Source organism: Streptomyces cinereospinus, assembly GCF_042430725.1.
GTDB classification, from domain to species: domain Bacteria; phylum Actinomycetota; class Actinomycetes; order Streptomycetales; family Streptomycetaceae; genus Streptomyces; species Streptomyces cinereospinus.
Map to the genome: position 1 here is coordinate 1 of NZ_JBHMCY010000076.1, position 26,193 is coordinate 26,193.

At 71.2% G+C, this 26,193-nt stretch carries 24 protein-coding genes and 3 pseudogenes; 9 read left to right on the forward strand and 18 right to left on the reverse strand.

Translation table 11 applies throughout. The features are described from left to right. Positions 1-170: 170 nt before the first annotated feature. The 4 genes and pseudogenes from ACFF45_RS29215 to ACFF45_RS29230 all read right to left on the reverse strand — a co-directional run bounded on the left by ACFF45_RS29215 (position 171) and on the right by ACFF45_RS29230 (position 2,446). Positions 171-719, reverse strand: a complete 549-nt coding sequence (locus tag ACFF45_RS29215) for a winged helix-turn-helix domain-containing protein (protein ID WP_381349676.1) — start codon at positions 717-719, stop codon at positions 171-173. Positions 720-818: 99 nt separating this feature from the next. Next, positions 819-1,275 (reverse strand): annotated as a pseudogene (locus ACFF45_RS29220) (tyrosine-type recombinase/integrase); the annotation flags it as partial. 125 nt (positions 1,276-1,400) lie between these two features. Then, positions 1,401-1,964, reverse strand: a complete 564-nt coding sequence (locus tag ACFF45_RS29225) for a hypothetical protein (RefSeq protein ID WP_381349678.1) — start codon at positions 1,962-1,964, stop codon at positions 1,401-1,403. Positions 1,965-1,999: 35 nt separating this feature from the next. After that, positions 2,000-2,446, reverse strand: coding sequence for a hypothetical protein (locus ACFF45_RS29230; protein WP_381349680.1), 447 nt, complete (start codon positions 2,444-2,446; stop codon positions 2,000-2,002). 563 nt (positions 2,447-3,009) lie between these two features. Between ACFF45_RS29230 and ACFF45_RS29235 the strand changes: the two genes are divergently transcribed. The 4 genes from ACFF45_RS29235 (at position 3,010) to ACFF45_RS29250 (ending at position 6,661) form a co-directional block, all read left to right on the forward strand. Then, positions 3,010-3,618: a YdeI/OmpD-associated family protein gene (locus ACFF45_RS29235; RefSeq protein WP_381349682.1), complete on the forward strand. Its 609-nt coding sequence runs from the start codon at positions 3,010-3,012 to the stop codon at positions 3,616-3,618. A gap of 425 nt (positions 3,619-4,043) precedes the next feature. Then, complete coding sequence (locus tag ACFF45_RS29240) at positions 4,044-4,787, forward strand: ATP-binding cassette domain-containing protein (RefSeq protein WP_381349684.1); 744 nt, start codon at positions 4,044-4,046, stop codon at positions 4,785-4,787. Positions 4,788-4,789: 2 nt separating this feature from the next. Beyond that, positions 4,790-6,007 carry a DUF7224 domain-containing protein gene (locus ACFF45_RS29245; RefSeq protein WP_381349686.1) on the forward strand — a complete coding sequence of 406 codons (1,218 nt, stop codon included), beginning with the start codon at positions 4,790-4,792 and terminating at the stop codon, positions 6,005-6,007. Positions 6,008-6,049: 42 nt separating this feature from the next. After that, a complete protein-coding gene (locus ACFF45_RS29250; protein WP_381349688.1) occupies positions 6,050-6,661 on the forward strand; it encodes a hypothetical protein in 612 nt (203 codons plus the stop codon). A 236-nt stretch (positions 6,662-6,897) separates the two neighbouring features. On the opposite strand, the pseudogene ACFF45_RS29255 reads toward ACFF45_RS29250, so the two are convergent. The 8 genes and pseudogenes from ACFF45_RS29255 to ACFF45_RS29290 all read right to left on the reverse strand — a co-directional run. Then, positions 6,898-7,335 (reverse strand): annotated as a pseudogene (locus ACFF45_RS29255) (Tn3 family transposase); the annotation flags it as partial. Between the two features lie 158 nt (positions 7,336-7,493). Beyond that, entirely contained in the window at positions 7,494-9,128 is a 1,635-nt protein-coding gene (locus ACFF45_RS29260) for a sensor histidine kinase (RefSeq protein ID WP_381349690.1), read from the reverse strand. A gap of 23 nt (positions 9,129-9,151) precedes the next feature. Further along, on the reverse strand, positions 9,152-9,976 hold the full coding sequence (locus ACFF45_RS29265; RefSeq protein WP_381349692.1) for a response regulator transcription factor: 825 nt from the start codon (positions 9,974-9,976) through the stop codon (positions 9,152-9,154). Positions 9,977-9,981: 5 nt separating this feature from the next. Next, positions 9,982-12,330 (reverse strand): ArnT family glycosyltransferase, encoded by a 2,349-nt coding sequence (locus tag ACFF45_RS29270; RefSeq protein ID WP_381349693.1) that lies wholly within the window; start codon positions 12,328-12,330, stop codon positions 9,982-9,984. 43 nt (positions 12,331-12,373) lie between these two features. Continuing rightward, the gene (locus ACFF45_RS29275) at positions 12,374-13,705 is read right to left on the reverse strand and encodes a bifunctional glycosyltransferase family 2/GtrA family protein (protein WP_381349695.1); all 1,332 of its coding nucleotides are present in this window, start codon (positions 13,703-13,705) and stop codon (positions 12,374-12,376) included. A gap of 356 nt (positions 13,706-14,061) precedes the next feature. Beyond that, the gene (locus ACFF45_RS29280; RefSeq protein ID WP_381349697.1) at positions 14,062-14,571 is read right to left on the reverse strand and encodes a hypothetical protein; all 510 of its coding nucleotides are present in this window, start codon (positions 14,569-14,571) and stop codon (positions 14,062-14,064) included. Between the two features lie 22 nt (positions 14,572-14,593). Beyond that, entirely contained in the window at positions 14,594-15,667 is a 1,074-nt protein-coding gene (locus ACFF45_RS29285; protein WP_381349698.1) for a DNA polymerase III subunit beta family protein, read from the reverse strand. A 393-nt stretch (positions 15,668-16,060) separates the two neighbouring features. After that, on the reverse strand, positions 16,061-16,732 hold the full coding sequence (locus ACFF45_RS29290) for a TetR/AcrR family transcriptional regulator (RefSeq protein ID WP_381349700.1): 672 nt from the start codon (positions 16,730-16,732) through the stop codon (positions 16,061-16,063). Positions 16,733-16,814: 82 nt separating this feature from the next. Here ACFF45_RS29290 and ACFF45_RS29295 point away from each other — a divergent pair, with 82 nt between their 5' ends. Both ACFF45_RS29295 and ACFF45_RS29300 read left to right on the forward strand, forming a co-directional pair. Next, positions 16,815-17,984: an FAD-dependent oxidoreductase gene (locus ACFF45_RS29295; RefSeq protein ID WP_381349702.1), complete on the forward strand. Its 1,170-nt coding sequence runs from the start codon at positions 16,815-16,817 to the stop codon at positions 17,982-17,984. Between the two features lie 330 nt (positions 17,985-18,314). After that, complete coding sequence (locus ACFF45_RS29300) at positions 18,315-19,850, forward strand: MFS transporter (RefSeq protein ID WP_381349704.1); 1,536 nt, start codon at positions 18,315-18,317, stop codon at positions 19,848-19,850. A gap of 67 nt (positions 19,851-19,917) precedes the next feature. On the opposite strand, the gene ACFF45_RS29305 is transcribed toward ACFF45_RS29300, so the two are convergent. The 5 genes from ACFF45_RS29305 to ACFF45_RS29325 all read right to left on the reverse strand — a co-directional run bounded on the left by ACFF45_RS29305 (position 19,918) and on the right by ACFF45_RS29325 (position 23,524). After that, on the reverse strand, positions 19,918-21,699 hold the full coding sequence (locus tag ACFF45_RS29305) for a glycosyl hydrolase (protein WP_381349705.1): 1,782 nt from the start codon (positions 21,697-21,699) through the stop codon (positions 19,918-19,920). Between the two features lie 273 nt (positions 21,700-21,972). Next, positions 21,973-22,335: an MmyB family transcriptional regulator gene (locus tag ACFF45_RS29310; protein WP_381349706.1), complete on the reverse strand. Its 363-nt coding sequence runs from the start codon at positions 22,333-22,335 to the stop codon at positions 21,973-21,975. Positions 22,336-22,385: 50 nt separating this feature from the next. Continuing rightward, the gene (locus tag ACFF45_RS29315) at positions 22,386-22,751 is read right to left on the reverse strand and encodes a hypothetical protein (RefSeq protein ID WP_381349707.1); all 366 of its coding nucleotides are present in this window, start codon (positions 22,749-22,751) and stop codon (positions 22,386-22,388) included. A 208-nt stretch (positions 22,752-22,959) separates the two neighbouring features. After that, complete coding sequence (locus ACFF45_RS29320; RefSeq protein ID WP_381349730.1) at positions 22,960-23,190, reverse strand: isochorismatase family protein; 231 nt, start codon at positions 23,188-23,190, stop codon at positions 22,960-22,962. Continuing rightward, the gene (locus ACFF45_RS29325) at positions 23,105-23,524 is read right to left on the reverse strand and encodes an isochorismatase family protein (protein WP_381349709.1); all 420 of its coding nucleotides are present in this window, start codon (positions 23,522-23,524) and stop codon (positions 23,105-23,107) included. The genes ACFF45_RS29320 and ACFF45_RS29325 overlap by 86 nt, the downstream gene beginning before the upstream one ends. Before the next feature lie 22 nt (positions 23,525-23,546). On the opposite strand from ACFF45_RS29325, the gene ACFF45_RS29330 reads away from it, so the two are divergent. After that, complete coding sequence (locus ACFF45_RS29330; protein WP_381349710.1) at positions 23,547-24,077, forward strand: polysaccharide deacetylase family protein; 531 nt, start codon at positions 23,547-23,549, stop codon at positions 24,075-24,077. A gap of 67 nt (positions 24,078-24,144) precedes the next feature. Continuing rightward, entirely contained in the window at positions 24,145-25,356 is a 1,212-nt protein-coding gene (locus ACFF45_RS29335) for an MFS transporter (RefSeq protein WP_381349711.1), read from the forward strand. A gap of 186 nt (positions 25,357-25,542) precedes the next feature. On the opposite strand, the gene ACFF45_RS29340 is transcribed toward ACFF45_RS29335, so the two are convergent. Beyond that, a complete protein-coding gene (locus ACFF45_RS29340; protein WP_381349712.1) occupies positions 25,543-25,932 on the reverse strand; it encodes a TetR family transcriptional regulator C-terminal domain-containing protein in 390 nt (129 codons plus the stop codon). 38 nt (positions 25,933-25,970) lie between these two features. Here ACFF45_RS29340 and ACFF45_RS29345 point away from each other — a divergent pair. Further along, positions 25,971-26,081, forward strand: a pseudogene (locus tag ACFF45_RS29345) (SDR family oxidoreductase); the annotation flags it as partial. Between the last annotated feature and the right edge of the window lie 112 nt (positions 26,082-26,193).

The following is a 26,193-nucleotide window of genomic DNA, read 5'->3' on the forward strand; positions in this document are numbered from 1 at the left end:
GCGATCGGGGTCGGTGCAGTGGTAGCCCAGGGCTCCGGCCATCGACGCGCGCTTCCAGTTCAGGCGGTGCCGCAGGAGCGGAGTCCGCCCTCGGGGCGAGTAGGTGCGGCGGATCTGAGGGAGCAGGGAGACGCCTGATTCGTCGAGGAAGACGATCCAGGCACGTGTGTTCACGGCCCCTTTTTGATGCGCGGCCACTCGTGCGCGATCCAGCGGGCGATCTCCGACTCGTCCCGCTCGACCGCCCGCCGCTCGGGCCGTTGCAGGCTCCATCCGAGCCGACCGGTCAGCAGCCGCCACACCGACGCCCTCGACAACACCACCCCCGTTGCCCGGGTGACGACCGCGCCGACTCGTTCCAGGGTCCACAGGTCGGCCTCGAAACCATGAGCCTGGGCACCTTGCTCCAACGCGGCCCGGATCATCTCGACCTGGGTGTCGTCCAGCTTGGGCGGGCGTCCAGTGGCTGCCCGTCTTCGCAGGCCCGAAGCACCGTCTTGCTCCCACACCCGCCGCCAACGCCGCACACTCTCGGCACACACCCCCACCGCCCTCGCGATCTCCGCATTCGAGACGCCGCCCTCGAACAGCTCGACTGCCCGAACGCGACGCGCCTCCGCCAACTGAGGCCGCGACAAAGGAGGAAGGGAGGAGCCGGCAACCGAAGGGGAAGGTTGATATGCCACCCCAACAGCCTCCCACCCACACGGCCACCACACCCACTGAACTTACGAAAAGATCAGTAGGACGCAAGAGGTCCCACCGGAACCCTTTCGGTGGGACCTCTTGAGCATCGTGACGGCAACGGTTGACGGACGTCAGCGGACGAGGGCTGCGCAGAGCGGCGAGTCGTCGCCGTCGTCGGGCTGACTTGCTGTCGCGGCGGGAGTGCGGAGGGCGCTACTGAGGAGGTCAATGGCGTCGCGCTGGAGGCGGAGCCGGACGTGGGCGTAGACGGTGTAGGTGACGCCGATGTGGGTGCCCCAACAGCTCCTTGATCATCACGAGTTCCACCCCCTGCTCCAAGAGGAGCGTCGCCGCCGAGTGTCGGAGGTCGTGGAACCGGATGCACCGGAGCCTGGCCTGGCGGAGCAGGGTGTTGAAGTGCCGGGTGAGGGTTGCCCCTTCGATCGGGGCGCCGTCGGGGCGGATGAACACGTAGCCGTTGTCCTTCCAGCCCGTCCCTGCTGCCTCGCGTTCCTTCAGCTGTCGGTCGCGGTGCTGTTCGAGGGAGCGCAGGCACGGTGTCGGCAGGGTGACGCGTCGTTCGGAGCTCACGGCTTCGGCAAGCGCCGGCGGTTCGATTCGAGCAGGCGGAGATGATCCGCGAGATCGCCGGCGTCATCGACGCCGCTCGACGTGACAGGGCGGCCGGCATTCCGCCCGCCGGCCACGGCCGCTCACGGCTGTTTCTCGACGTCCTGCACCGAGGTCGGTCCCAACTGCTTGGCGCTGGCGTACTCCGGCATCGTCATGGGCTGGTCGAACAAGAAGAACGACTGGTTCGTGCCGACCGTGAACTCCATGTACGCGCCCGTCGTGGCGTCGAAACCGTAGTAGGCGTTGCAGGTGGAACCCGACGTGTACGTGCCGTCCATGCCGGGCTGCGCGAGGACGGCGACGCCGTTGGAGGAGGACTCCACCTTCTCCGTCGGAGTGAGCATCTTGCAGCGCGGTACCGGCAGGCCCTTCATGATGAAGTACCCGTACTCGCCGTTGGCGTTCTGGATGTACACGTACGAGAGTTTGCCGCGCTTCCCCCACGTCTTGATCCACTGGTTGATCGCTTCACGGGTCGGCGAGTACTCCATGCGGCCCGCCGGCTGCTGGGCCACGAGGTGGTCGTAGTTCTCCTGTTTGGCTTTGTTCTCCTTGTCCTGGCTGGAGTCGGTGCAGGACGTCAGGGCGAGGCCCACAACGAGCGTGACGACGGTGGCCAGGGCCATGCGTGTGGCCTTCTTCATGCGATGCTGCCCTCGTTCCCGGGATGAGATGGAGATCAGTTGGCGCACGTCGTGCGCTCGGCGCCGGCGTCCAGCCGGTACGGCAGGTCCTTGTCACGGAAGGGTGCGCGGTGCTCCTGGGCGGCCTTCGAGTTGTAGGCGTTGACCGACTGGGTCCGCGTGGCCTTCAGAGCGGTGATCGACTGGTCGATCTGCGCCGTGCGAGTCCCCGAAGCGGCCCTCCGCTCCTCTTGGAGCGCCTGGATCGTCCCTTCGGCGTTCTGCACGGCCTCGCACAGATCAAAGAACTCCTCGTACGTGGTCTGGCGGAACTCGCCCGAGCCGACGGTGTTCTCGCGCTTGTCCGCCTCACCGCGGAACGGGGCGGTGATCCACTGCGCACCGCCGAAGACGAACACCCCGATGACGTACAGCGCCGCCAGGCCGACGACCCCGCCGACGGCCCAAACGCCCCACCGTGCCCTCTCGCGCACCTGCCCCATGGCCATCCCCCTCACAGGCGGTCCGTGGCGTGGACCACCTTCGCGAAGGAAGACACGGCGCCCGCTGAAACGGTTCCGCCGGTGTGAGTGCCAGAGGAAAGGGTCACCGGCTCGGTCGAGCTACTCCCGGCACACAGTCCGAGGAAGTCTGTCTGACGCGAGTCGTCCGCCCGGTCGGTCCGTGTCGGTGTCGCGCGGTGCAGGACCGGGTGAGGGCGGCCGGCCTCGCGGCACCACCAGCGGCGCTTGTGCCAGCGGAACTCCCATCCGCTCTCGCCGTACGGGAGATCGCGTGGCCGGGTCACCGCCGAGCCCGTCACCCGGGTGGCGAACACCCCGCAGGCCGGGCGGGCTCTGGCGGTCTCGTCGGCCGTGACCAGGGGAACTCGGCGCCTTCCGCCGGCCGGCCGCTCAACCCGCGCGACGGACACCCCGTCGAGCTCGGGCAGCAACGTCGTATCGGTGACCGAGCCCGTGGCTCCTGCGTGATCGTTCTGCGCGGGAACAGAGATGATCACGCACGCCCACGGGCATCCCGCGTCCGGGGCCGTGCCGAATGCCTCATGAGGATCGGCCGGGTGTGGTTCGCTGCTGGGGTGACTCAGGACTTGGAGATCGTCGCATGCGAATCCGCCGAGGCATTCCAGGCATGGCTCGGCGAGCACCACGCCGTCTCGCCCGGCATCTGGCTCAAGCTTCGCAAGAAGGGCCCCGGAATCGCCGCGCTGGACTACACCCAGGCGCTCGACGCGGCACTCCGCTACGGCTGGATCGACGGCCAGAAGGCCAAGTTCGACGACCAGTGGTGGCTCCAGCGGTTCACCCCGCGCAAGCCGCGCAGCAAGTGGTCCAAGGCCAACCGGGACAAGGCGGCCGCCCTGATCGAGCAGGGCCGGATGCGTCCGGCGGGACAGGCCGAGGTCGACCGCGCCAAGGCAGACGGCCGCTGGGTGGCGGCCTACGACGGCGCGAAGACCGCCGCGGTGCCGGACGACCTCACGGCGGCCCTGACCGCCGACCCGGCCGCGGCGAAGTTCTTCGAGACACTGGACCGGCAGACCCGCTACGCGATCCTGTACCGGATCCAAGACGCCAAGAAGGCCGAGACCCGGGCACGCCGCATCGAAACGTACGTAGGGATGCTGGCGAAGGGCGAGAAGCCGCACCCGTAGTCACCGACAGGGACCGTGGCCGTGTGCTGCCCCGGACTCCCGGCGCGTCTGCGGCCTCCGGCGGCAGCCACCAACTGCCGTTGCTGAGCGGAACGAAACGTCAGAGACCGTGAGCAGGCGCACCGCTCACGATCGAAGACCCGCTTTTCCGGATGCGACATGGGGGAGGCCGGCAGCGCCTCCCTTGATCTGGCCCGGGTCAGAGGCTTTCTCCCCGATGTGACTCACGGCTCGAAGAGCAACACGTGCCACACCGTCTCCTGGGGCGAGGTCCAGACTGGCGGCCAGTTCCCCTTCACCTACCTGAGTGCGCACTACTCACCGTCAACAGCGTCGTCACCCGCTACTGACCACTGGCGGGCCGGTCGCGGCCTCCGGCCCGTCCGGGGGCCGCGCACCACCGTGAAAGTGAACAGAAGGCCAGAATGCCCATCCATGTCTCACGCTGTTCTTTCGGGTACCGCCGCCGGGAGTTCGTCCTGGAAGACCTGACCCTCCGACTTCCCTCGGGATGTTCGGTGCTCCTCGGGCCCAACGGCGCAGGCAAATCGACCTTGCTGGCGCTGCTCGCATCAGCGCTCAGGCCCAGCGCCGGCAGCGTCACACTCGGCGATCTCGACACCCGAAGGCGCAGGGACGTGCAGGACTACCGCAGGATCGTCGGCTGGCTGCCGCAGCAAGTGAGACCGGTTCCCGGCTTGCGGGTCCGAGAACAGACCTCCTACGCCGGCTGGCTGAAGGGACTGTCACGACAGGAGGCGTGGGAGCGTTCTCGGAATGCGCTTCAGCAGGTCGGGCTCGAGGAGCTGGCTGATCGACCCACCGCGCACCTGTCGGGAGGCCAGCTGCGGCGGCTCGGCATCGCCCAGACACTGGTGCACTCGGCACAGGTGGTGCTGATGGACGAGCCGACCGCCGGACTGGACCCGGCCCAGCGACGAGTATTCCGCTGCCTACTCGACAGCCTCAGGGACCAGACGACTTTCGTGGTGTCCACACACCAGACGGAGGATCTCGCCGAAAGCTACGACTCGGTGATCCTCCTCGACCGAGGGCGGATCCGTTTCCAGGGCCCCATCAGGTCCTTCCTGGATCTCGCGCCGCGCCAGGTGGCTCAGGAGCGGCGGGCCGAAGCGGTGTATGCCGACCTCGTCGCGGGAGAGGTGTGACCGTGCCCTGGCACATCGTGCTACGAGTGTCCATCGCTCCGCGTATCGGTGTCCTGCTGGTCCTGTGGCTGCTCGCATACAGCGGTAACGTCACGGAACTGGTCACCGACGGGTACTGGGAGTCGGTCACCGCACAAAGCACCTTCCTGCTCCTCTGGACGGCGCCGGCGGTTGCTGCTTGCGGGGCCTGGGAGGGGCTGCGTGTCCGGCAGTCCCGGATCCTGTGCGGGGCGCCGGTGCGGTCCTTCACGACGGTGTCCCTTGCCGCCCTGACGCCGACGCTCGTCCTGGGGGCCCTGGCCGTGGCGCTGGCCCTCGCTCTGCTCGTGCCGCAGGCTGCTGGCCGTCCCGGCCTCACCCTGCCGGCGGTGCTGGGGCTGGAACTCCTGGTCGTCGTGGCGCACGCCGCGGCCGGTTACGCCGTCGGTCTCACGCTGCCCAGGCTGTTGGCCGTGCCGGTGGCGCTGGTGGGCAGCTTCGTATGGATGGCCTATCCCGCCTCGATGAACGTCTTCTGGGTCCGGCAGCTGAACGGCACGAACCTGGCCGAGTGCTGCTCGCTTGACCAGGTGACGGCACCGCGCAGCATCCTGGCGCCGGCGTTGGTGGCGATCGGCATGATCGTCGCTGCCCGGCTGACCGCGCCCCGGCGATGGTTACGACGGGTCATGGCCCCGGCCGTTCTGGCCATTGCGGTGGCACTGGCCGCATGGATCGTCCGCCCGCTGGGATACAGTGCCGTTGAACCCCGCCCCACCGAACTGCGCACCTGCACCGACACACGCCCGCGCGTCTGTCTCTGGCCCGAACAGCAGCACGCCGCCGCCGACGTCACGGCATGGGCGACCGATGCCCACGCCCGTTTGGCCGCCGCCGGTGTCACCACCCGGTCCGAGCTGTCGCTCAGATCGCTCAGTCCGAACCGAGACGAGGTGCGCTCCCTCATCGCGCTGAGCGCCATTCCTCAGAGCGTACCGGCTTGCGCGCAGCATGGTCAGTGGCCTGGGAACCTCGCGTTCGGACCGCTGAGTGCCTGGCTCACTCTCACCGCCGGTACGGACCCCGGCGAAGTCGCCGCCCGCTACGTACCCGAAGAGGCCGCCACTGCCACCAAGGTCCTGGAGCGTCCTCGGCAGGCTCAGCTCGCCTGGTTCCGGTACAACGAGAGGACTCTCACACGCTGCGACCGGCAACCCATTCTCGACCCGGCTCGCTTCTGAGCCTCGGCCCGTGAGCGAAGAGGAACGGAGAGAAACCGATCCATGGACTGGTGGCTTCGGGTACGCAGGGTACCGGCGGTCGGCGTCGGTCTGGCCGTATGCCTGGCATTTGGCGCCCTCGCCGACTCCATCCAGGTGCCCGTGCCGGTGGTAGTGGGTGGCCTCTCCTTCCCTCTTCCTCTGCCGTTTTTGCTGCCACTGGTACCGGTATGCCTCATTTTGTACGGCCAGGCACGCGGAGACGCCGCCGTCGAGCGAACCGCAGTTCGGGCCATGAGGCTGTGGGACGCCGGTTTCATGGCCCTCTGCGCGGCGCTGGTCCTGGCCGGAGGCCAACTCATATCTGTGATGACGAATCAGGTGCTGGCCGTGGGCATGGCCCGGAATTTTCTCGGCTACCTCGGAGTGGCCCTGCTGCTCCGGCCGCTCGCGGGCCCTCACGTCACCACGGCGGCCGTAGCTCTTTTCCCGATTGCCTGTGCCGGATTCGGTGTCCACGGCGGCACACCTTCAAGATGGGCGTGGCCGCTGCACGAGGTCGGCTCGGTCGCGGGATTCGCGCAGGCAGCTGTCCTTGGCGCCGTGGGGCTGGTCGTAGCCGCTGTGCCACATGCAGACTTCCGGCGCCTTCGGGCGGCACATCCTGAAGCCTGACGTGCCCTCTCTCCGGCCGCCGACGGGTACAGCCACCCGGCCGAAGCACTGCACTTTCAGGCCCGAGTACGAGCTTCGGATTGTCGCCGAGTACGGCGCAGTCCCCAGGGGTGAGAAGGCCGCCGTGCTGCGGCGCGAGCGACTGTACGACTCGCACTTCGAGGAGTGACAGGCCACCTCGCGAACGTGACGCGGCTGGCACGGTCTCGCCCGTTTGCGACCCGGCCGACGGGCCGTCAGTGTGCCCGGTAGCTGCGGTCGGTGGACCTGCTCGTCCAGCTGGGCGAGCTCGCGCTCGTGGTCGACGGTGATGGTGCCGCAGGAGTCGCCGCCGAGCTGCGAGCCGGGGAGACATGCGCCAACCCCTCGGCGTCAACCTCGCGGTCGGCCCGGCGCAGTTCGTCGACGGCCGGGCCGATGTACTCGGCGCGCCGGCAGATCACTGCGTTGGCCACCACGGTCAGGCACCACGCCTGCTCGGTGCGCTGCTCGGGCCGGCGGCGGGCGACCTTGCCCTCGCGGGCGCAGCGGAGCTGGTGCTGTAGGGAGTGGAGGGACTCGCCCTTGTTCACCTGCCGGGCGATCCCGCGGTGGCAGGACTCGTCCGACAGGTACTTCGCCGCGTGGATCGTGCGCCTGATCGCTGGGTACTCACTGAGCGCGGCGGGGACCGCATGCCGCCGGGAGGAGGGGGGAGGCCTTGCCGGCGACCGGGGAAGCGGTGGCGAACCCGTACTTCAGCGATTTCGCAAGACCTGTGGCACGGCACGAGCCGGACCGGCGACATACCGCCGGCGTTGCAGGACGGCCGCACCGAATCGGAACGCGACCGTCAGCGACGCGTGGCCGCCGCCGACCGCGGCTGGGTTCTGGTCCGGGGCGGCGGTGACCGGCCCGGGGCGGACGGGCGACCGCCACCGCGTACTGCCGGGCGGCGGACGGAGGGGAGGACCAGTCTGAAGACGCAGCCGCCGCCGGGGTGGGCGTCGAGTTCGAGGCGGCCGTCGTGTCCCTGGGCGATGGCGTCGGCGATGGCCAGGCCCAGTCCCGCGCCCCCCTTGTCGCGGGAGCGGGACGGGTCCAGGCGGTAGAAGCGCTCGAAGACCTTGCCCGCTCTGTCGGGAGCGATGCCGGGGCCGTCGTCCGCCACCTCCACTACGCAGACCGGTGTGCCGGAGGGCAGCGGCGGGGCGGGGCTGATCCGGCCCGGACGGTCCGTCCCGCCGGTCTCGGCGCCGGCGAGGCCGCTGCCCACCCGGACGTCCACGGTGGTGCCGGGCGGGGTTTGGGTGAGGGCGTTGGAGACCAGGTTCGCCACGACCTGGCGGAGCCGGTGCGGGTCGCCGACGGCCTCGGCCACCTCCAGGTCGGCCCGGTCCGCCGCGGCCCCCGCACCCAGTGGCCGGAGCCGGACGTGGTGCCCGTCGGCGCACGGCCCCGCGGCGCTCACGGTGTCGGCGGCCACCGACAGCATGTCGACCCGCTCGGCGGCGTAAGCCGGTTCCTGGTCGAGTCTGGCCAGCAGCAGCAGATCCTCGACCAGCAGGCTCATCCGCTCGGCGTTCTGCGCGATCAGGCGGTCCGACTCACGTCGCGCGGCGGCGGGCCGTTCCTCGTGGCGCAGCGCCAGTTCGGCGAAGCCCAGGATCGTGGTGAGCGGGGTGCGCAGTTCGTGGCCGGCGTCCGCCACGAAGCGACGGAGCCGGAACTCCGAGAACTCCCGGTCCCGCAACGCCTGTTCCAGACGGTCCAGCATGGTGTTCAGTACGGTTCCCAGGCGCCCGATCTCCGTGCGCTCGTCGGTGTGGGGCAACCGCAGGCCCAGGTCGTGGGCGGTGATGTCCTGGGCCGCCTCCTCCATGCGGGTGAGCGGCAGCAGGCCGATGCGCACCACCCATCGGCTCAGCACGATCAGCCCGGTGATCGTGGCGGCCAGCACGATCCCGTTGAGCCACAGCAGTCTGTCCGCGGCACCGTCCACGGTGTCCAGGGGCAGGGCGACGACGTAGGAGACACCCTCGGGTCCGGACTTGCGTTCGACCCGCCAGCGGCCGTCTCCGGAGACGGCTCCGATGGTCCGGGCCTCGCCGAGCGGCAGCGCGAGGCCGGCGATGGTTCCGGGGAGATCGGGGCCGGACGCCTTCCCGGCTCCCAGCGAGCCCTGCTCGCGGCCCCCGGCGTCGTAGAGGACGAGGTGGAAGTCCGACGGGAGGCTCACGCGGTCCGGGTCCTGAGGAGGCTGTGGTGTCCGGGAGGTGAGCGAGGAGAGCTTGCGCGTCGGCAGGGCGAACGCGTGCAGTTGGTGGTCGACCTGGTTCAGCAGCCATGACCTCAGAACGACGAATCCGATGGCCTGGGCGGCCAGCACCGCGACCGTGGCCAGCAGCGCGGCTCCGACGACCAGCCGTCCGCGCAGCGAGGTGAGGCGTACCGCGCGCGGCAGGAAGGGGCGTTTGACCCGTTGCATCAGGCTTACGCGTTCAGGGTGTCTCACTTGCCGGTCCTGCCGGTCCTGCCGGTCCTGTCTGCCCTGTCTGCCCTGTCTGTTCCGTGCATCAGGTCCGTTCTCTCCGTGCGGATGTGGTGGTCCCGGGGCAGGCGCAGGCAATAGCCCACTCCGCGCTCGGTGTGGATCAGGGGCGGGTCGACGCGGTCGATCTTCTTGCGCAGATATCTGACGTACGTCTCCACCACCCGGCCGTCACCGGCGAAGTCGTATCCCCAGACCCGGTCGAGTATCTGCGCCTTGCTGAGCACTCGGTTGGCGTTCGTCATCAGGCAGCTGAGCAGGCGGAACTCGGTCGGGGACAGCGGGACGTACTCACCCGCGCGGTGCACTTCGTGGGCCGCCTCGTCGAGTTCCAGGTCCGCGTAGCGCAGCACCTCGGGCCCGGGGCCGTGCGGGCCGGATCCGCCGTCCGGGGATGTGCGGCGCAGGATGGCGCCGATCCGCAGGAGCACCTCCTCCAGGCTGAACGGCTTGCCCACGTAGTCGTCGCCGCCCGCACGGAGGCCGGCGAGCCGGTCGCCGACCTCCGTGCGGGCCGTGAGGAACAGCACCGGCGTCCGCACCCCGGCCGCCCGCAGACTCCGGGCGATCTCGAAGCCGTCGAGGTCGGGGAGCATCACATCCAGGACGATCAGGTCCGGTCTGAGGCGCTCGACCGCCACGAGTCCGTCCCGGCCGCCCGACGCGCAGCTGACCTCGTAGCCGGACAGGCGCAGGGCGGCATCCAGGAGGGCGCGTATGCCGGGGTCGTCCTCGACGACGACGATCCGCTGCGGACCGGCAGAGGGGGCGGGCGACTCGGGCATGTCTGCTACCGGCTCCGTTCTGCCGTCGCGGGCTCCTGCTCCGGCGGGGCGGCGGCACAGTCGTAGAGGGTGGTTCCGGCGCCCATCATGCCGCTGGAACCTGTGTCCTCCTCCGCCGAGGAGCCGCCGTACGCGGAGGCGGGAACCTCGGTGCAGTGGCCGCTGATCCACTCGGAGCGTTCGGTGGCGGCACCACCGCCCATGCGGCTCAGGAAGCCGCCCGGACCGCCGCTGCCGGAGCCCAGTACGAAGCGCAGCTCGCCGTCGGCGGTCCACTGCTCGAGCTGGTCGACCGAAGGGGCGTTGTCGCTGCCCGTGTAGCCGCCCATGCCGATGACGTTGGCGTCGCTGTTCAGGATGAACGCGGAGGTGGCGTTGGCCCCGCCCTCGACGGCCAGGCTGATCGAGGCGCCGCCGGAGTGCTCGACCGCGTAGTCCAGGACCGCGCGCTGGTCGGCGGTGAGCGACACGGTGCCGCCGATGCCGGCCCTGCCGCCGAAGCCCTCGCGGCTGCCGGGACCGGCGCCGTCGCCGGGCCGGCTGTCGCTGCCGGGCTCGCCGTCGCCGCCCGGTGCGCTGTCGCTGCCGGGCTCGCCGTCGCCGTCGCCGCCGTCGCCTGCCGGGCCGGACGGGTCCCGGCCCTGGTCCGGACGCCGGCCCGCATCCTGGCCTTGGCCCCGCCCCGGGGCTTCCTGCGGGCCGGCCGCGCCGAAGCCTTGCGGGCGTTCCATGCCCTCGGGCGGTTCCATCCCCTCGGGGGGCCGGAATTCTCCGGCACCGGCGCCGCCGCGGGATGCCCCCGCCCCGAAGGACACGCCCGTCGCAGGCCCCGCCGTGGGGTTGCCGCCTCCCATGGCCGAGGGGTTGCCCGGAGCGGTGACGGCCCAGGTGCCCGGTGCCAGCAGTACGGCGAGCGCGGTACCGCCCAGGGCGAGGGGGAGCAGGCGCCGCCGTACGTGGGACAGCAGCAGGAGGGCCGCGGCGCCGAGACCGGCCAGGACCACGGGCCAGGCCAGCCAGCCGTGCCAGTCCGGCTCCCGCCGGATCACGGTCACCGCCCAGAGCACGGTGACGAGCACGGTGCCGGTACCGACGGGCAGGGCCCACCGCCCGCCCGCGCGGTGCGCCCGGACCAGCGCGGTCGCCAGGCCCGCGGTGAGCGCGGCCACGGCCGGCGCCAGCTGCGTCGTGTAGTACGGGTGGAAGGTGCCTTCCTGCAACGCGAACACCAGTCCGCAGACCACCAGCCAGGTGCCCCACAGGATCCAGCCGGAGGCGGCCAGCGGATCCCCCGATCCGGCCGAGCCGCGCCGCCGCAGGACCGCGACGGCCACCGCGACGCACAGCGCCATCCCGCACAGCGGCAGCAGCCAGCTGATCTGGCCGGCGACCTGGTCGTTGAAGAGCCTTCCGAGGCCGGGCTCCCCGCCGAAGAAGCCACCCGCGCCGAAGCCGCCCCCACCGCCGGGGCCGTCCGCGCCGAAGACCCGGCCGAGGCCGTTGTAGCCGAGCACCAGGTCCCAGGCCGTGCCGTTCTCGCTGCCTCCGACGTACGGCCGTTCACCGGGCCACAGCGCGACCATCACCACCCACCACAGCGACGACACCAGCAGCACCGCCCCGGCGATCAGCAGCCGGCGGACGCGGATCAGCCACGGCCCGGCCGACCCGGCCAGCCAGGCGGCGGTGAACGCGGGCAGCACCATCCAGGCGGCCAGCATCTTGGTCAGGAAGCCGACCCCGACGAGGAAGCCGGCACCCGCCAGCCACCACACGGCCGCCCTGCCCCCGGCCGACGATGCCTGGAGGGCGCGGGTCAGCGCGTACGCCGCCGCAACCAGGGTCAGCACCAGCAGGGTGTCCGGATTGTTGTCGCGGTTGATGGCGACGGTGATCGGGGTGAGCGTCAGGACCAGGGCCGCGAGCAGTGCGGCGCCCTCGCCCGCCCAGCGGCGGACCGTCCGGTGCAGGAGGAGGACCGCGGCGACGCCTTCGAGGAGCTGGGGCAGGATCGTCGCCCAGCCGTGCATGCCGAAGAGCTTGGTGCTGGCCACCTGGGGCCACAGCGCCGCGGGCGGCTTGTCGACCGTGAGGACACCCACGGGGTCGTACGCGCCGAAGAGGAAGTTGCTCCAGTTGCGGCCCATCGACTCCGCCGCGGCCGCGTAGTAGCTGTTGCCCCAGCCGAGGGAATTCAGGGACCACCCGTAGAGCGCCGCGGCGAGGACGAGAACGCCGCCGAGCGCGGCCGGGGCGGCCCAGCGGGGCAGCGGGCGCCCGGCGGGACCGGGCGGGACCGGCGCCGGTGCCCCGGTCGACGGGCAGGCCGGTGACTGTCGCGAGGTGTCGGTCATGGTGCGGGATTCGCTCTCCGTAGGACCGGTTCAAGGGGAAGGCTCACGGGGTACGGCCAGGACCACTGGCGGCACGGTTGGCGCCGCCGGCAGGGCTGCGGAAGACGGCCAGCCGCAGGACGAGGAAACGGACGACGGTGACGAGTGCGGAGGCGGCCACGAGGACCAGCGTCTCCGCGCCGGCCGAGGCGTCCGGATCGCCCTCCCGGAACAGCAGCACGGCGCCGGAGGTCACGAGGTAGCCGAGCAGGAACAGTGCCCCCGCGCCCAGATGCGCCCGCCGCACACCCGTCCGCGACCAGCGGAAGGTGAGACGGCGGTTGGCCTCGGTGTTGAACACCGTGAGCACCAGCAGCGAGGCCAGGTTGGCCACGGCCGGTGACCACCACGTGCGCAGCAGCCAGTACAGCACCGCCTGGCCGAGCGTCGAGACGATGCCGACCGCCACGAAGCAGCCCGTCTCCCAGGTGAGCCGGGACCGCCCCGAGTCGGGGGCCAGGACCGCGTCCGGGTGCTCCGCGGCCGGCTCGGGGCGGCGCGGCAGCGGGACGCGCGCCGCGCCCGAGGACTTCAGCCGCGCCATGCGCCACAGCCCGCGCAGGTCGTCGGTGGCGGTGGACAGGACGTCGACGCGGGTGTCCACGTCCTCCACCCAGTCGACCGGTACCTCGTGGATGCGCAGCCCGTTGTGCTCGGCCAGCAGCAGCAGTTCGGTGTCGAAGAACCAGGCGTCGTCCCTGGTCCTGGCCAGCAGTGGCCGGAGCACCTCGGTACGGGCGGCCTTGAAACCGCACTGCGCGTCGCTGAACCGGGCCCCGTGGGTCAGCCGGATCAGACGGTTGTAGCAGCGGGAGACGAACTCCCGGCGGGGGCCGCGCACGGTCCGCGCGCCGGGCGCGAGCCGGCTGCCGATGGCGAGGTCGGAATGGCCGCTGGCGAGCGGCGCGATCAGGGGCAGCAGCCCGTCCAGACCGGTGGACAGGTCCACGTCCATGTAGACCACGATGTCGGCCTCACTGGCTCCCCAGACGGTCCGCAGGGCGAGTCCGCGGCCCTTGCGGTCGAGGTGGACCACACCGACGCCGTCCAGTTCCCCGGCGATCCGCCGGGCCACCTCCACGGTGGCGTCGGTGCTGGCGTTGTTCGCGACGGTGATGCGCCAGGGGAACGGCATCCGCTCCCGCAGATGGGCGTGGAGCGTCTCGACACAGCCGGGCAGCGCGCGCTCCTCGTTGTGAACGGGCACGACGATCTCGACGGTCGGCGTGGTGACCGACGTGGTCGCCGGCGCCGTCGCCCGCGACAGGTCGGGGCTGGGCCGGGCTGCGGGCTGGAACTCACTCACGGCGCAGACACGACTGGTGGTCCAGGTCATGAAGTCCTCGTTGGTGGGGGGGTGCGGGGACTGTCCCGCGGAACACGGGAACCGGTCCAGATGGTCGCCGCTTCGGCCGAGAGGAGTGCGACAGCGAACCGAGAGTTCGCCGAGAGTCGGCTGGGCGACCAGTGAGCAGCGGTGCGCGGCGATGCCTCCGTCACACCGGCCGGTGGTGGGGCGTGGACGAGCGGTCTGCCGATCCGAGTCCGCCGTGCCTCCCATATCGATTGACCCGCTGCGCAGCGCACGCCCGGAACACCCCCACCTCGGCCGCGGCATGCGCGATCGGTCTCGTCCGGCAACGCTGTGCCGGTCGACGGCGTCCCTCCACGGCGAGGGCGCGTTCCGGTGCGTCAGGCAGTGGGGCCGGGCGCGGACGGCCGCTTGGCGGTGTCCCGCCGGGAGATGGCCTCTGCCACCTCGTCAAGAGCGGTGCGCAGCAAGGCACCGTATGCGTCCTGACGAAGGTGGGGGGCGTGCTCTTCGGCCGCGTCGATGTGCTCGGTGGCAGCGTCGAAGGACCCGAGCCGGCGGTAGTTGTCAGCCAGGTTGAGGTGGAGGGAGGGGTAGAACCCGGCGATGTGGAGGCCGGCGTGGTGCTCCTGGACGCGCTGCTCGGTCACGGCGTCGGCAGCGTCCAGGGCCCGGATGTCCCAAGCGAGGGCCCGGGCAGGATCCTCATGGAGATCTGCCAGGTGGTGGGCGAGGGAGCAGCGGTGCAGCGGGTCCCCGGTGACGCCGATCGCCGACCACAGTTTCAGCAGCTTCTGGCGGGCGGTAAGGGTGTCGCCGGCCCGGCCTTCGGCAACGGCCCGGCTGATGGCTTCCATGGTCGGGTCGGGACTGACGGGTGCGGTTGGCATGACGGATTCCTCGTTGTCGTTCTCAGGCTGAGTGGTCGATCTTGACGGGCATGGCCAGGGTGGTGAGGTCGCCGCGGTCGGCGGAGCGGATCGTGACGGGCCCGTCGTGTCCCCTCAGATCGAGCATCACGTCGGGCCCGATGGCTGTGCTCACGGCGGGATAGAGCGTGGTCGTCTCGAACCGGATGCGGAGAGCCCCGCCCGTCACGGTGGCGGGGAGCCGGACACCGGGGCCCTCGTCGTCCGGGGGCCGGACGTTCACTCCGTGATCGGAGACGTGCAGCGCGACGCGTTCGCCCGGGTGTTCTTCCAGGGCGCGCAGCAGGAGATCCTTCGCGACCGTCGCGCGGGTGCTGGTCTCGCCCAGCAAGGCGAGCATCAGGCGGTGATCGGGGAAGTCCTCGGACAGCAACCGGCAGTGCCGGTCCTCCCGCCCGGGCATGCGCAGCCAGATCCCGTGCGCCACCGCTTCGATGCGGACCAGCGCACTGCGCCGGACCGTGCCGACAGCGGCCCGCAGGTCGTCGCCGTCGACCGTGCCGGCCCACGTCTGCTCCGCCGGCCGCGCCGGTACCAGCGTCCGGGTGGAGAGCCGGTACCGGTCGGTCGCCGTCAGGGCGATCGCCTCGTGACTCGCCTCGATGCGCAAGCCGGCGAGGACCGCCATCCCCGGCTCCTGCGCGGTCGCGCTCAGGACCTGCTCCACCGCGTCCGCCAGCACGGGCCCCTTCAGCATGGCGATCAACAGACCGGGCACGTTGCCGCCGAGCGCGGACTTGATGACGGCGGCCTTCTGCCGCGCCGCCGCCGCATCACCGACGATCTTGGCAACATGTTCGTCCAGCAGCCGCGCTGCCTCGTCGGCCCCGGCGTCGAGAACCGCCTCGACCGCGGCGAGAGGCATGGCGATCTCGCGGAGCTGACGCAGCGCGGTTGCCCGTGCCACCTGGTCAGCACCGTAGTAGCGGTAACCCGAGACCGGGTCCACTTCGGCAGGGGTCAGCAGCCCGGAGTCCGCGTAGAACCGCAACGCGCTGGAGGTCAGACCACTGCGCTGGGCAAAGACCCCGATCGGCATCAGCTCGGAATTCGGCACCTCGCCATCATCGAGCTTCAACCAACTCGAAGGTCAACATGGACGTGGGGCGTCACCGACGTCATGGCCGGCAACATCAGTGACAGCACACGTGCGTGGGTTCCGGCGGCAGTCGGTGATCAACCCAGCCAGGAGTGTCGACGCGAGATGAACGCTCTGCCGGTCGCGGCGGCCGGCAACGCCCTGCCGGTCGCGGCGGCCGGGCGCCCGGGGAGCCGCCCGGCCAGAGCACCGAAACCCTCTCGCTCCGACCGGGGACGGCCACCGGGGCCGGAGGAACGCCCGTCCCTCATCCCGCCACGACGTGCACACACCCGGCAGGAGACGGCCGACGAAGCAGCGAACGAAGAAGCCAACCACCCCACGACCCCGCCGCACAGATCGCGGACCAGGTCAGTGGGCGGCCGTGACGCCCCTCAGGAAGAGGTCGACCCCGGCGAGGAACTGCACACGGTCGTCATGCCCGGGCAGCTGCGCCGCCACCCGGTGCACGAAAGGGAACCGCTCGGGGCCGAGCCGAGCCCATTGCTCGGCGACCGTGCCGAGGACGGCCACACGGTCCGTCCCTTGCGCGTACAGGCGACCGTTGGCGGCGTTCTGACCGGCGACGCCGAGGACGTGGGCCACGAGCGCGGACGTGGAGTCGAAGAGCATGGGCTCGGGAACGCCGAGCGCCTCCAGCTGACTGCCGAAGCCCTCGAAGATGTGCGGCAGCGCCGCCAGCCAGGGCCGGCGGGCGAGCTGCGCGCCCACCCACGGGTGTGCGTCGATCGCGTCGAACACTCCCAGGGCGATGGTCCGGATCGTGTTCCTCGGGCCGGCGTCGCCGGCCACGTCCGTCACGGCGTGGGCGATGACGCAGTCGGTGGCGGCCGCGAGCAGGTCGTCCTTGTTGGCGACGTGCCAGTAGATCGCCCCGCTCCCGGTGGAAAGGCGCTCGGCGAGGCCGCGGAAGGTCAGCGCCTTCTCGCCTCCGGCGTCGAGCATCTCGATCGCGGCCTCGACGATGCGCTCCTTGGACAGCGCGTCGGCGCGCCTCGCTTCCCGGTGTTGTCTGGTCGTCATGAGGACCAGTTTGACATGACTGGAACCTTGTTCCAACCTAGGGCTGGAACGTCGTTCCACTCTTGCACCGTGAGGAGCCACCATGACAACCCCCATGACACCTGTGACGATCATCGGCGCGGGCCTCGGCGGCCTGACCCTCGCTCGGGTTCTCCACGTCCACGGCATCGCCGCGACGGTCTACGAGTCCGACCCCTCACCTTCCGCCCGCACCCAGGGCGGCCAGATCGACATCCACGAGGAGGACGGGCAGCGGGCCCTCGCGGACGCCGGCCTCACCGACGAGTTCCACGCGATCATCCACGAGGGCGCCGACGCCTCCCGCGTACTCGACAAGGACGGCAAACTGCTCCTCGACGTTCCGGGCGACGACTCGACGGCCCGCCCCGAGGTCCTGCGCGGCGATCTGCGCCAGATCCTGCTCGACTCCCTGCCCGCGGGCACGGTCCGGTGGGGCCGCAAGGTCTCCGGTGTCCGCTCCCTCGGCGGCGGCCGCCACGAAGTGACGTTCACCGACGGCACCACCGTCACCAGCGACCTCCTCGTCGGCGCCGACGGCGCCTGGTCCAAGGTCCGGCCGCTGCTGTCGGACGCCAAGCCCGCCTACACCGGCACCACCTTCGTCGAGACCTACCTCCACGATGTCGACGAACGCCACCCCGCCACCGCCGCCGCCGTCGGCAAGGGGGCCATGTACGCGCTCGCCCCCGGCAAGGGCATCGTGGCCCACCGCGAAGCGGGGAACATCCTGCACACCTATGTCGAGCTGAACCGCTCCGCCGAGTGGATCAACGACATCGACTTCACCGACCCGGCCGCCGCCGGCACCCGGATCGCCGCCGAGTTCGAGGGCTGGGCGCCCGAGCTGACCGCCCTGATCACCGACGGCGAGACCGCCCCCGTCGCACGCATGATCCACGCCCTCCCCGACGGACACCGCTGGGACCGCGTTCCCGGGGTGACCCTCATCGGCGACGCCGCGCACCTCATGCCGCCCTCCGGCGACGGCGCCAACCTCGCCATGTTCGACGGCGCCGAACTCGGATCGGCCATCGCCGCCCATCCCGAGGACACCGAAGCGGCCCTCACCGCCTACGAGCAGGACATGTTCCCGCGCAGCGCCCGCTTCTACGAAGACGCCCGCGACATCATCGACATCTGCCTCGGCGACAACGCTCCCACCAGCTTCATCGACTTCTTCACCGGCGGCCCCGGCCCCGAGGGGGAGCGCGAAGCCCAGAGCCGCTCCTGACCCACGCCCGGCGCCGACCCCGGACCCGGTCGGATCACGGCCGGGGAGGCGCGGTCGGCCGTACACCCCGACAGCCTGCCGGCCAGATCGACCGCAACGGATGTCGAGCGCAGGGGCGAGTGCCCCCTCACCGCAACCGTGCTGCCCGGTCGGGGCCGACGCTGCGGCCGGGCACGGCCCGGATCGCCGACCGGCCCCTTCGGCTTCCGTCGGCGGTCCCGCGGTGACCCCCGGCGGCGGCCTGACATGCCGTCCGCCGGCGGCCCTCCTCCGGGCCACGCGCCCCAGCCGTCGCGCGCTTCCACTCCGCCCACCCTGAAACACTCCTTCATGTCTGAAGCCGCAGTACAGAAACCACACACGGCCGACCCGAAACGCTGGACGGCCCTGGCGTTCATCGCCGTCGCCCAGCTGATGGTCGTACTGGACGCCACCATCGTCAGCATCGCCCTGCCCTCGGTCCAGTCGGACCTCGGCATCTCCGACGCCAACCGCCAGTGGGCGGTGACCGCGTACGCCCTGGCCTTCGGCGGCATGCTGCTCTTCGGCGGCCGGACAGCCGACCTGTGGGGCCGCAGAAACGCCTTCGTCACCGGCCTGATAGGTTTCGCCGCAGCCTCCGCACTCGGCGGTGCCGCCTCGAACGAGGCGATGCTGTTCGTCTCCCGAGCCGCGCAGGGCGTCTTCGCCGCGCTGCTCGCCCCTGCCGCACTGTCACTCCTGGCTGTCATGTTCACCGACAGCAAGGAACGTGCGAAGGCATTCGGTGTCTACGGCGCCGTCGCCGGTGCCGGCAGCGGCATCGGTCTGGTCCTCGGCGGCCTGCTCACCGAGTACCTGAACTGGCGCTGGACGTTTTTCGTGAACCTCCCCTTCGCCGTCGTCGCCGTGTTCGGTGCCCTTTTCGCGATCAGAGAGCCCAAAGGCACACGCAACCGCTCCGGCCTGGACATCCCCGGCGTGCTGCTGGCCACCACCGGCCTGGTCGCCCTGGTCTACGGCTTCACCCGCGCCGAGTCCGACGGCTGGTCGGACGCCGTGACCATCTCCCTGTTCGTCGCCACCGTGGTGCTGCTGGGCTCGTTCGCGCTGGTCGAGTCCAAGGTCAGGCACCCGCTGCTGCCGCTGCGCGTACTGCTCGACCACAACCGCGGCGGCGCGTACCTCGCCTTCGCCCTCTCCACCATCTCGATGTTCGGCATCTCCCTGTTCCTGACCTACTACCTTCAGGTCGTGCAGGGCTACAGCCCGGTCAAGTCCGGCCTGGCCTTCCTCCCGATGACCGTGGCCATCGTCGTGGGCTCGACCCAGATCGGCGCCCGCCTGATGACCCGCTTCCCGCCACGGCTGCTGATGGCACCGGGATTTCTGGTGGCCGCGGCCGGCCTGATCCCGCTGACCCAGATAGAACCGGGCTCGTCGTACTCCTCGCGCATGCTTCCCGCACTGCTGCTGCTGGGCGTGGGCCTGGGCACGGCCTTCATGCCGGCCACGTCCCTCGCCACCGCCGGCGTCGAGCCGCGCGACGCCGGCGTTGCCTCCGCCATGGTCAACACCTCACAACAGGTCGGCGGCGCCATCGGCACCGCACTGCTCAACACCATCGCCGCCTCCGCCACCACCTCATGGCTGGCCGCCCACGCCACCGAGGCCACGACCCTCGGCCGCACGGACTTCGCCAACCTCGGTGCCGTACACGGCTACACCACCGCCATCTGGTGGGCGGTCGGCATCCTGGTCGCGGCGGCCGCGGTCTCCGCCGTACTCATCAGAACCAAGGGCCACGAGGACACCGCTACCGGAAGCACCGACGGCATCCCGGCGCAAGACGCCACCGAGAACGATGTTCCGGCGATGCCCCACTGACGGCCCGCGATCACGTCTTCTCCCTCGAAACGCCGAGTCCCACCGAGACCCACGACGCCGCGACGCCTCACCGCCTACCGTGCACCAGTTCGTCAGGACCGCAGCTCAGCGACGGTGACAGTGCCACTGGTTCGGCGGTGGTCCACCTGAGATAGAAGGAGGTTCCCCGGCCGGGCTCCAGGACGGCGTTCCAGCGGAGGTTCCGGGCCGACCAGCCGGTGGCCGTGGTGTCCACCCGGGCGTTCCAGTGGTCGTTGAGCGTGGTGCCCGGTGCCCGGTTGGCCCCGACCCGCCAGCCGGGCAGGGGCTTGTCACCCTCGTTGGTGACGGTGACCTTGACCAGGTGGCCGTCGTCCCAGTCGCCGACGACCTCCCAGTCGGCCCTGCAGCCGCCGTGGTGGGTGAAGTCGCCCAGCTCGTCGAGGGTGATGACGTCCCGGTGGTGGTAGACGTGGTCCAGGTGGGCCCGCGAGTTGCTGACGCCGTCCTTGACGAAGCCACCGCTCCAGGTCGTGAAGTAGCTCCAGTGGGCCTGGTAGGCACGGGTCAGGTCGGGGTCCGGGATGGGCCCGTTCTCGCTGAGGGCGACCAGCCTGGTGTCGTCCACCAGCTCCACCAGCCGTTCGTACGCCCCGCTCTGGGCACTGTGGTCGCCGGCGGGCGGATAGATGTCGGCACTGACGATGTCGACCACGTCGTCCCCCGGATACCAGCCGGGGTCCAGGGAGTTCCACACCCACAGCAGGTTGTGCAGGCCGTGGTGGCCGACCAGGCGGTCGTACATCAGCCGGTACAGCTCCTTGGCCGGCCCCGGGCCCTTGGCGCCCCACCAGAACCAGCCGCCCTCCGCCTCGTGCAGGGGCCGCCAGAGGACGGGAACGCCCGCGTCCCGGAGGCGGGAGAGCTGGGCGGCCACGGCGTCGATGTCGCGGAGCAGGAGCCGGTACTCCTCCGAGGAGGGGTCGGCCAGGGCGGCGGCCAGGTCGAAGGTGGTCGCATCGGTGTAGAAGCCGCGCCACCACTCCCTGCCGGGCTCGTCGACCAGGCCGGCGGGGGCGTTCCAGTGCCAGACGAAGGCGGTGATGCCGCCTCGTCCGTGCCAGGCCAGGGCGTGCTCCACCTCCTTGGAGGAGGTTCCGCGCTCCACCCGGCTGGGGGAGTAGTCCATCATGTCCAGGCCCGCGACGGCCGGGGGGCGGCCCACGTTGTCCTCGACCCAGGCGAGGGAGTCCATGTCCTGCTGGCCGCTGAGGGTGTGCTCGCCGTAGTTGTCGGTGAGGTAGCGCAGCAAAGACCGTGCTTCGGGTGTGGCCCGTGGGTCCGCCGGGGTGCCGACGACCCGGTGCGGACCGCGCGGGGGTGTGGGGCTGACGCTGATGGCGTCGATCTCGTACCAGCCCCAGTTGCTGCGGAAGGTGACGGTGTTGTCGCCGGGCCGCAGCAGTACGCGGCCGGCGTCGGCGCTGGTGAAGACCTGCGACTCGGGCAGCGGCACGTCGCCCGCGCCCCCGCCGTTGAGCAGCAGCGAGGTGACCTTGGAACCGTAGGGCGCGCGGTAGCGCACTGTCAGGTCGTGGAGTCCGCCGGGGCTGTCCGGGATCGTGACGGTGACCTGGTCGTCGGCCGTGTCGAAGCCCTCGACGTAGCCGGTCCCCGAGAAACCGGAGGCGGTGGAGGCCACGGTGACGCCTCGCAGGTCGCCGTCCTCCGCCTCGTGGACGGCGGCGCCGGCAGGGGTCGCGGACCGGGCGTGCCCGGTGGTGGCGGGCAGGGCGGCGGCGAGCAGGCAACCGGTCAGGACGGCAGCGAGCCGCCCCGCACGGCGGGTCGCCCGTCGGTCCTGCCGCACGCTCCGGAGAGCGGGAAGGGGCGGAGCAGGCATGGGCTTGGTACCTCCCGGAGACGGTGACATGGCTATGGGAGCGCTCCCATTGAGTCGGACTGTCGCGCACCTGTCAATAACGCCGTCTGCCCGCCCCGGCTTGCCGGCGTGGCTGTCGCGGTGAGACGCCCGGTCGATCCGCGTGAGGGTGTGGCGTGTACGAGCGGACTTCGGCGGTCGTGCGCGGCGTGAGAGGGCGGCGGCACCGGGGGCAGAGGCCTCCGTGCAACACTGCGGTAGTCACGCGGCGGACTGTGCACACCTCGACGGCTCACCGTCTCGCGCCGTCGCGGCGGCCCGCCTGACGGGCGCTCCGGCAGAGATCTGGTGATGGCCTCCCGCCCGACGGGACGGACTTTGGAGGTTCGCGCAGTCCAGTTCCAGCAGCCCGATCGCGGAGTGGGTGATCCACTTGGTGCCGGCGTCGTGTCCGGCGATCTCGTGACGCTCCCGGAGCTCGCGGAAGCGATCACTTCTCTCGCGCAGCCGTTCGACGAGCTTCGGCCACTCGGGTCGTCCGGGCACCGGCCCACAGTGCGGCGCAGGTCCGCGGCCACGGAGACACCGAAAGTCGGAGGGATCGCCCGTCAGGGCCGCCCGCATCCGCTTGGAGCAGCACGTCCCCCATCGCGTCGAAGACGACCACGGGCCGGTCAGCCGTGCGTTCCACCAGCACGGCGCAGGCCGGCCGGCGCGAAGCTGCTGATGCGCCCGCCTCCGGTGGCGTGCCCGGCGAGCCGCAAACAGGTGGTCCTGTTCGGCGTCACTGAGCTGAAGGGCACGGGCCGGCGCTGAAGGGCACGGGCCGGCGCGCCGCACACCTGTTGCCGGCGGCGCGGAGGCCCGGCCCTGCCCAGACGCACGATGCAGTCCGCCGACACCTCCGCGAGAACGGCCGGCTCCTCACGCCGCAGCCCGCTGGTGCGCCGGGTGGCGCCCACCGGCAGACCCACGGCCCGGGTCGCCAGCCGTTCACGCCACGCCCGCAGCACGGCGGCCGGCTCACCGGATGCACTCATGCGTCCATCTCGCAGCACCGACCGGCCGCATCCTGGTACTGCCGCTCCCGGGAAGTGGGGCCCTGACGGGCGTCCGGGGCGGCGGGCGCACCGGGGTCGTCGGGCAGGGCGGCGTCCGCTCCGCACCTGTCGCAGGCCCTGCCGGTCGGAGCAGCCTCTGCGAGGACCGTTCCGACCGGGCTGCCACGTTCCCGCGGGCGGCGTTCGCTCAGCGGCCGGCGAGGCGTTCGACGACGTCCCGCGTGGTGCCGCACTCTCCCAGCCGGGGGAAGATGCGCTCGATGCTGTTCGCCTGAGCCTGGGCGTCCATGTCGGTCATGGCGTCCGTGACCAGCGTGACGCTGAACCCGAGTTCACTCGCCTGCCGGGCGGTCGATTCGACGCCGAAGGCGGTCGCCACTCCGGTCACCACCACTTGGGTGATCCCGCGTTCCGTCAGGAACTCCGCGAGGCCGGTACCGGTGAACGCCCCCCCAGTGCTGCTTGACGAGCAGCAGGTCGTCGTCCGCCGGTTCCAGCTCCTCCATGACCTCCGCCCAGTTCGCGGGCAGCTTGTCCCTCATCTGCTGCAAGCTCGTCGCGGCGTCCGCCCGGCCGCGCTTGGCGCCCCGGGAGTCGGCCTTGGTGAGCACCACGGGCATCTTGCGGCCGCGGAACTCCCGGGCCAGCGCGGCGGCGTTGCTCACCACCTGCGCGATCGGGTCCGTGTAGGGGAAGGTGCGGACGGCGTTCTTGAGGTTGAGGCAGCTGGCGGCGCGGGGCCTTACCGCCACGTTCTTCCCCGTCGGCGCCCAGATGCACCAGCCTGGCGGCCGCGGGGTACTGGAAGACGTCGCAGCGGCGGGCCACGCCTTCGGCAACCACTCCATGACCCACACGACCTCGCCGGGGGAGAGCCCCGGCTGGGAGACGGTACAGCGTGAGATCTCCGACATGCAGCAGCTCCTCGGCAGCCTGGCCGGCGACGAGAAGCTGTTCAGGCCCTTCGGGGGCGGCGGGCACCTCGGCCCGCATCTCTTCAGCGAAGAGGCCGTCGAACACTTGACGGCCGAGCAGTACACCGTGGCGCTGTGGAACAGCGTTCCCCGGGACTGGGAAGACCCGGACGGCTGGTGTGAGCGGGCTCTGCTCGACATCCAGCGCCGGCCATGGATGCTGCTCGTCCTGCCCGACGTCGCCGCGGATGCCATGAAGCATCTTCCCACCTTCCTGGACAGGGTGCTCGAGAGCCAGGTGGAGATCACCCCGGACCTGCCCGCGGACTGCGTCCCGATCCGCCGGGGCCGGATCACGGGCGACCTGGATCCCCTCGTCGCACACGGGTGAGGTCGGGCCGGGGCGACGTGAGCGGCGCCGCCGCCCCGATCCCGACCACGCACCATCGCACACCAGCATGAAAGGGATAACGCCCAATCAGGCCGCTGTCCTGGTGACACTGTTCGGCGTGACGTCGTTGCTGGGCCGAGCGCTCGGGGGCCTCCTCCTCGACCGCGTCCACGCACCCGTGACCTGCGCCCTGGTGATCGTCTGTCCCGTCGCCGGCGTGTTCCTGCTGCACGCCCCGTTCGCCGGCGCGGCCGTCGGTACGGCGCTGATCGGGATCGCGTTCGGGGTCGAGATAGACCTCTTGCCGTTCCTCGTCAGCCGCTACCTGGGCATGCGCCACTTCGGCACGCTCCTCGGGATCCTCCACGCAGCGATCACGACGACTTCGGCGTTCGGCCCGCCGGTCATCAGCCTCGGCTACGACAGGCTGGGCAGCTATGACACCCTCATGTTCTACGTCGCCGGCGTGCTGATCCTCTGCGCGCTGCTCGCGCTGCGCCTCGGCCCCTACCGGTACCCCGCCGTCACCGGCTTCGACGACGTCGCCGCCCAGGACGAGCCGACCGGTGCCGCGAGGCTCGCCGGTCCCGTCGGTACCCACGGCCGAACCTCTGCCTCCGGCGCGAGGGGCGTCCTCGTGACGTCGAGGCCGCTCCCTGAGTTCCGCGGCCTCCCCACCGCGGCCGGATCCATCGGCCCGCTCAGCTCCTCCGGCGCCCACGGCACCGTCCCGAGTGTCCCCGCTCACTTCCCGACCGGGGCGTGGCTCGGGACGGTGCCTTCGTCAGGGCCGCCGTTCGCCGCTCACCGTGCGATCCGCCGGAGTCGGCGTCCTGCCCCGATGCGCGGGTCCGGGCTCGCCCGGTCTCCGCGGCCGATGGTGGGGCGGCGCCGGGGCGGCTCCGCAGGGACAACCCCGGCCCCACGAGCCCGGGACCAGGTGACAGCCCGGGTTCAGGACCCGTCGGGCCGTCTCCCAGCTCTGGGAGCGTGTCGTTCCTCTGTTCTCCCTGCTGGAGGGCCGACGGGACCGGATGCTGACGCTTCGCCACAACGTGCACTGGGCCGACTGACGGCACTGGGCGTGCTGGCCGGCGAGCAGCCGGTGCCCGCAACCGTCAGCGGCGTCGCCCGACGGCTGGGCCTGAGCGTCTCGGCGGCCAGCCGTATGCTCGCGCACCTCGTCCGGTCCGGCTGGACGGACAAAGTGGCCTGGCCGTGCGACCGGCGCGCCGCCGTCACGGACGGCCGGCCTCGCCGTATGGAGACGCGCCGGTGAGACGTTCAAACGCGGACTCGACCACGCCTTCACAGCCCTGAAGCTCGATGAGCGGTACGCGCACGCGGCGTCCCGGCTGTGCCGCGCGGACGAGGAGGAACCGCCCGGCTCTTGAAGGCCGGCCTCTCGCCGCGGCACACACCCGTGTGGCACCGGAGGTCGGCACACCTTCTCGGTTCCGGCAGTTCAGGAGGCGCTGGAAGGAGGCCAGACGGTCATGGCGAACTCGGCCACGCGGCGCAGCTCCTCCGTGGTGGCGCCGTCACGGGCCTGCTGCGACATGCCCTGGACCACTGCGGCGAAGTAGACGGCAAGGGCACGGGTGTCGGTGTCCTTGCCGAGCGAGCCACGGCTCCGGGCGTCCTCCAGCCGGGTCTCGAAGGACCGTACGTTCGCTCTGCGGCGTTCGCGCAGGTCCTGCTCGATGTCGGCGGTCAGCGTGGAGTAGTTGGTCGCGGCCGTGATGACCAGGCATCCCGCGGGATGCCCGGGATCGGTGTAAGCCGTGGCAGCCTCGTGCAGCATCCGCGCGAAGCCCGTGCGCGGGTCGCTCTCCTCGGTGAGCGCCTTGTCCATGAAGGCGCCGAACGTGCCGCCGTACCGGTCGACGACTTCGGGTGGGCCGCCCCGAGGACGTGGCAGACGTGGTGGCCTTCCTCGCCTCCGACGACGCCCGCTGGGTGACCGGGCAGGTCATCGACGCCACCGGAGGCTCGCAGCTCTGACCGGTGGGCCCGCCGGGCGGGCCCGGGGCCGAGTACGGGTGTCAACGGGGACACCGTGGCAGCACGCACAACCGACACTCTGGGGGAAGCCGTGCCCGGAATCCAGCGCCGT

Excerpts from the sequence above, each read along its gene's own strand:
- ACFF45_RS29225 (WP_381349678.1), bottom strand. The coding sequence starts at position 1,964 with ATGAAGAAGGCCACACGCATGGCCCTGGCCACCGTCGTCACGCTCGTT.
- ACFF45_RS29230 (WP_381349680.1), bottom strand. The coding sequence starts at position 2,446 with ATGGGGCAGGTGCGCGAGAGGGCACGGTGGGGCGTTTGGGCCGTCGGC.
- ACFF45_RS29235 (WP_381349682.1), top strand. The coding sequence starts at position 3,010 with ATGAGGATCGGCCGGGTGTGGTTCGCTGCTGGGGTGACTCAGGACTTG.
- ACFF45_RS29240 (WP_381349684.1), top strand. The coding sequence starts at position 4,044 with ATGCCCATCCATGTCTCACGCTGTTCTTTCGGGTACCGCCGCCGGGAG.
- ACFF45_RS29250 (WP_381349688.1), top strand. The coding sequence starts at position 6,050 with ATGGACTGGTGGCTTCGGGTACGCAGGGTACCGGCGGTCGGCGTCGGT.
- ACFF45_RS29260 (WP_381349690.1), bottom strand. The coding sequence starts at position 9,128 with ATGCAACGGGTCAAACGCCCCTTCCTGCCGCGCGCGGTACGCCTCACC.
- ACFF45_RS29265 (WP_381349692.1), bottom strand. The coding sequence starts at position 9,976 with ATGCCCGAGTCGCCCGCCCCCTCTGCCGGTCCGCAGCGGATCGTCGTC.
- ACFF45_RS29270 (WP_381349693.1), bottom strand. The coding sequence starts at position 12,330 with ATGACCGACACCTCGCGACAGTCACCGGCCTGCCCGTCGACCGGGGCA.
- ACFF45_RS29275 (WP_381349695.1), bottom strand. The coding sequence starts at position 13,705 with ATGACCTGGACCACCAGTCGTGTCTGCGCCGTGAGTGAGTTCCAGCCC.
- ACFF45_RS29280 (WP_381349697.1), bottom strand. The coding sequence starts at position 14,571 with ATGCCAACCGCACCCGTCAGTCCCGACCCGACCATGGAAGCCATCAGC.
- ACFF45_RS29290 (WP_381349700.1), bottom strand. The coding sequence starts at position 16,732 with ATGACGACCAGACAACACCGGGAAGCGAGGCGCGCCGACGCGCTGTCC.
- ACFF45_RS29295 (WP_381349702.1), top strand. The coding sequence starts at position 16,815 with ATGACAACCCCCATGACACCTGTGACGATCATCGGCGCGGGCCTCGGC.
- ACFF45_RS29300 (WP_381349704.1), top strand. The coding sequence starts at position 18,315 with ATGTCTGAAGCCGCAGTACAGAAACCACACACGGCCGACCCGAAACGC.
- ACFF45_RS29310 (WP_381349706.1), bottom strand. The coding sequence starts at position 22,335 with ATGCGGGCGGCCCTGACGGGCGATCCCTCCGACTTTCGGTGTCTCCGT.
- ACFF45_RS29315 (WP_381349707.1), bottom strand. The coding sequence starts at position 22,751 with ATGAGTGCATCCGGTGAGCCGGCCGCCGTGCTGCGGGCGTGGCGTGAA.
- ACFF45_RS29330 (WP_381349710.1), top strand. The coding sequence starts at position 23,547 with ATGCACCAGCCTGGCGGCCGCGGGGTACTGGAAGACGTCGCAGCGGCG.
- ACFF45_RS29335 (WP_381349711.1), top strand. The coding sequence starts at position 24,145 with ATGAAAGGGATAACGCCCAATCAGGCCGCTGTCCTGGTGACACTGTTC.
- ACFF45_RS29340 (WP_381349712.1), bottom strand. The coding sequence starts at position 25,932 with ATGGACAAGGCGCTCACCGAGGAGAGCGACCCGCGCACGGGCTTCGCG.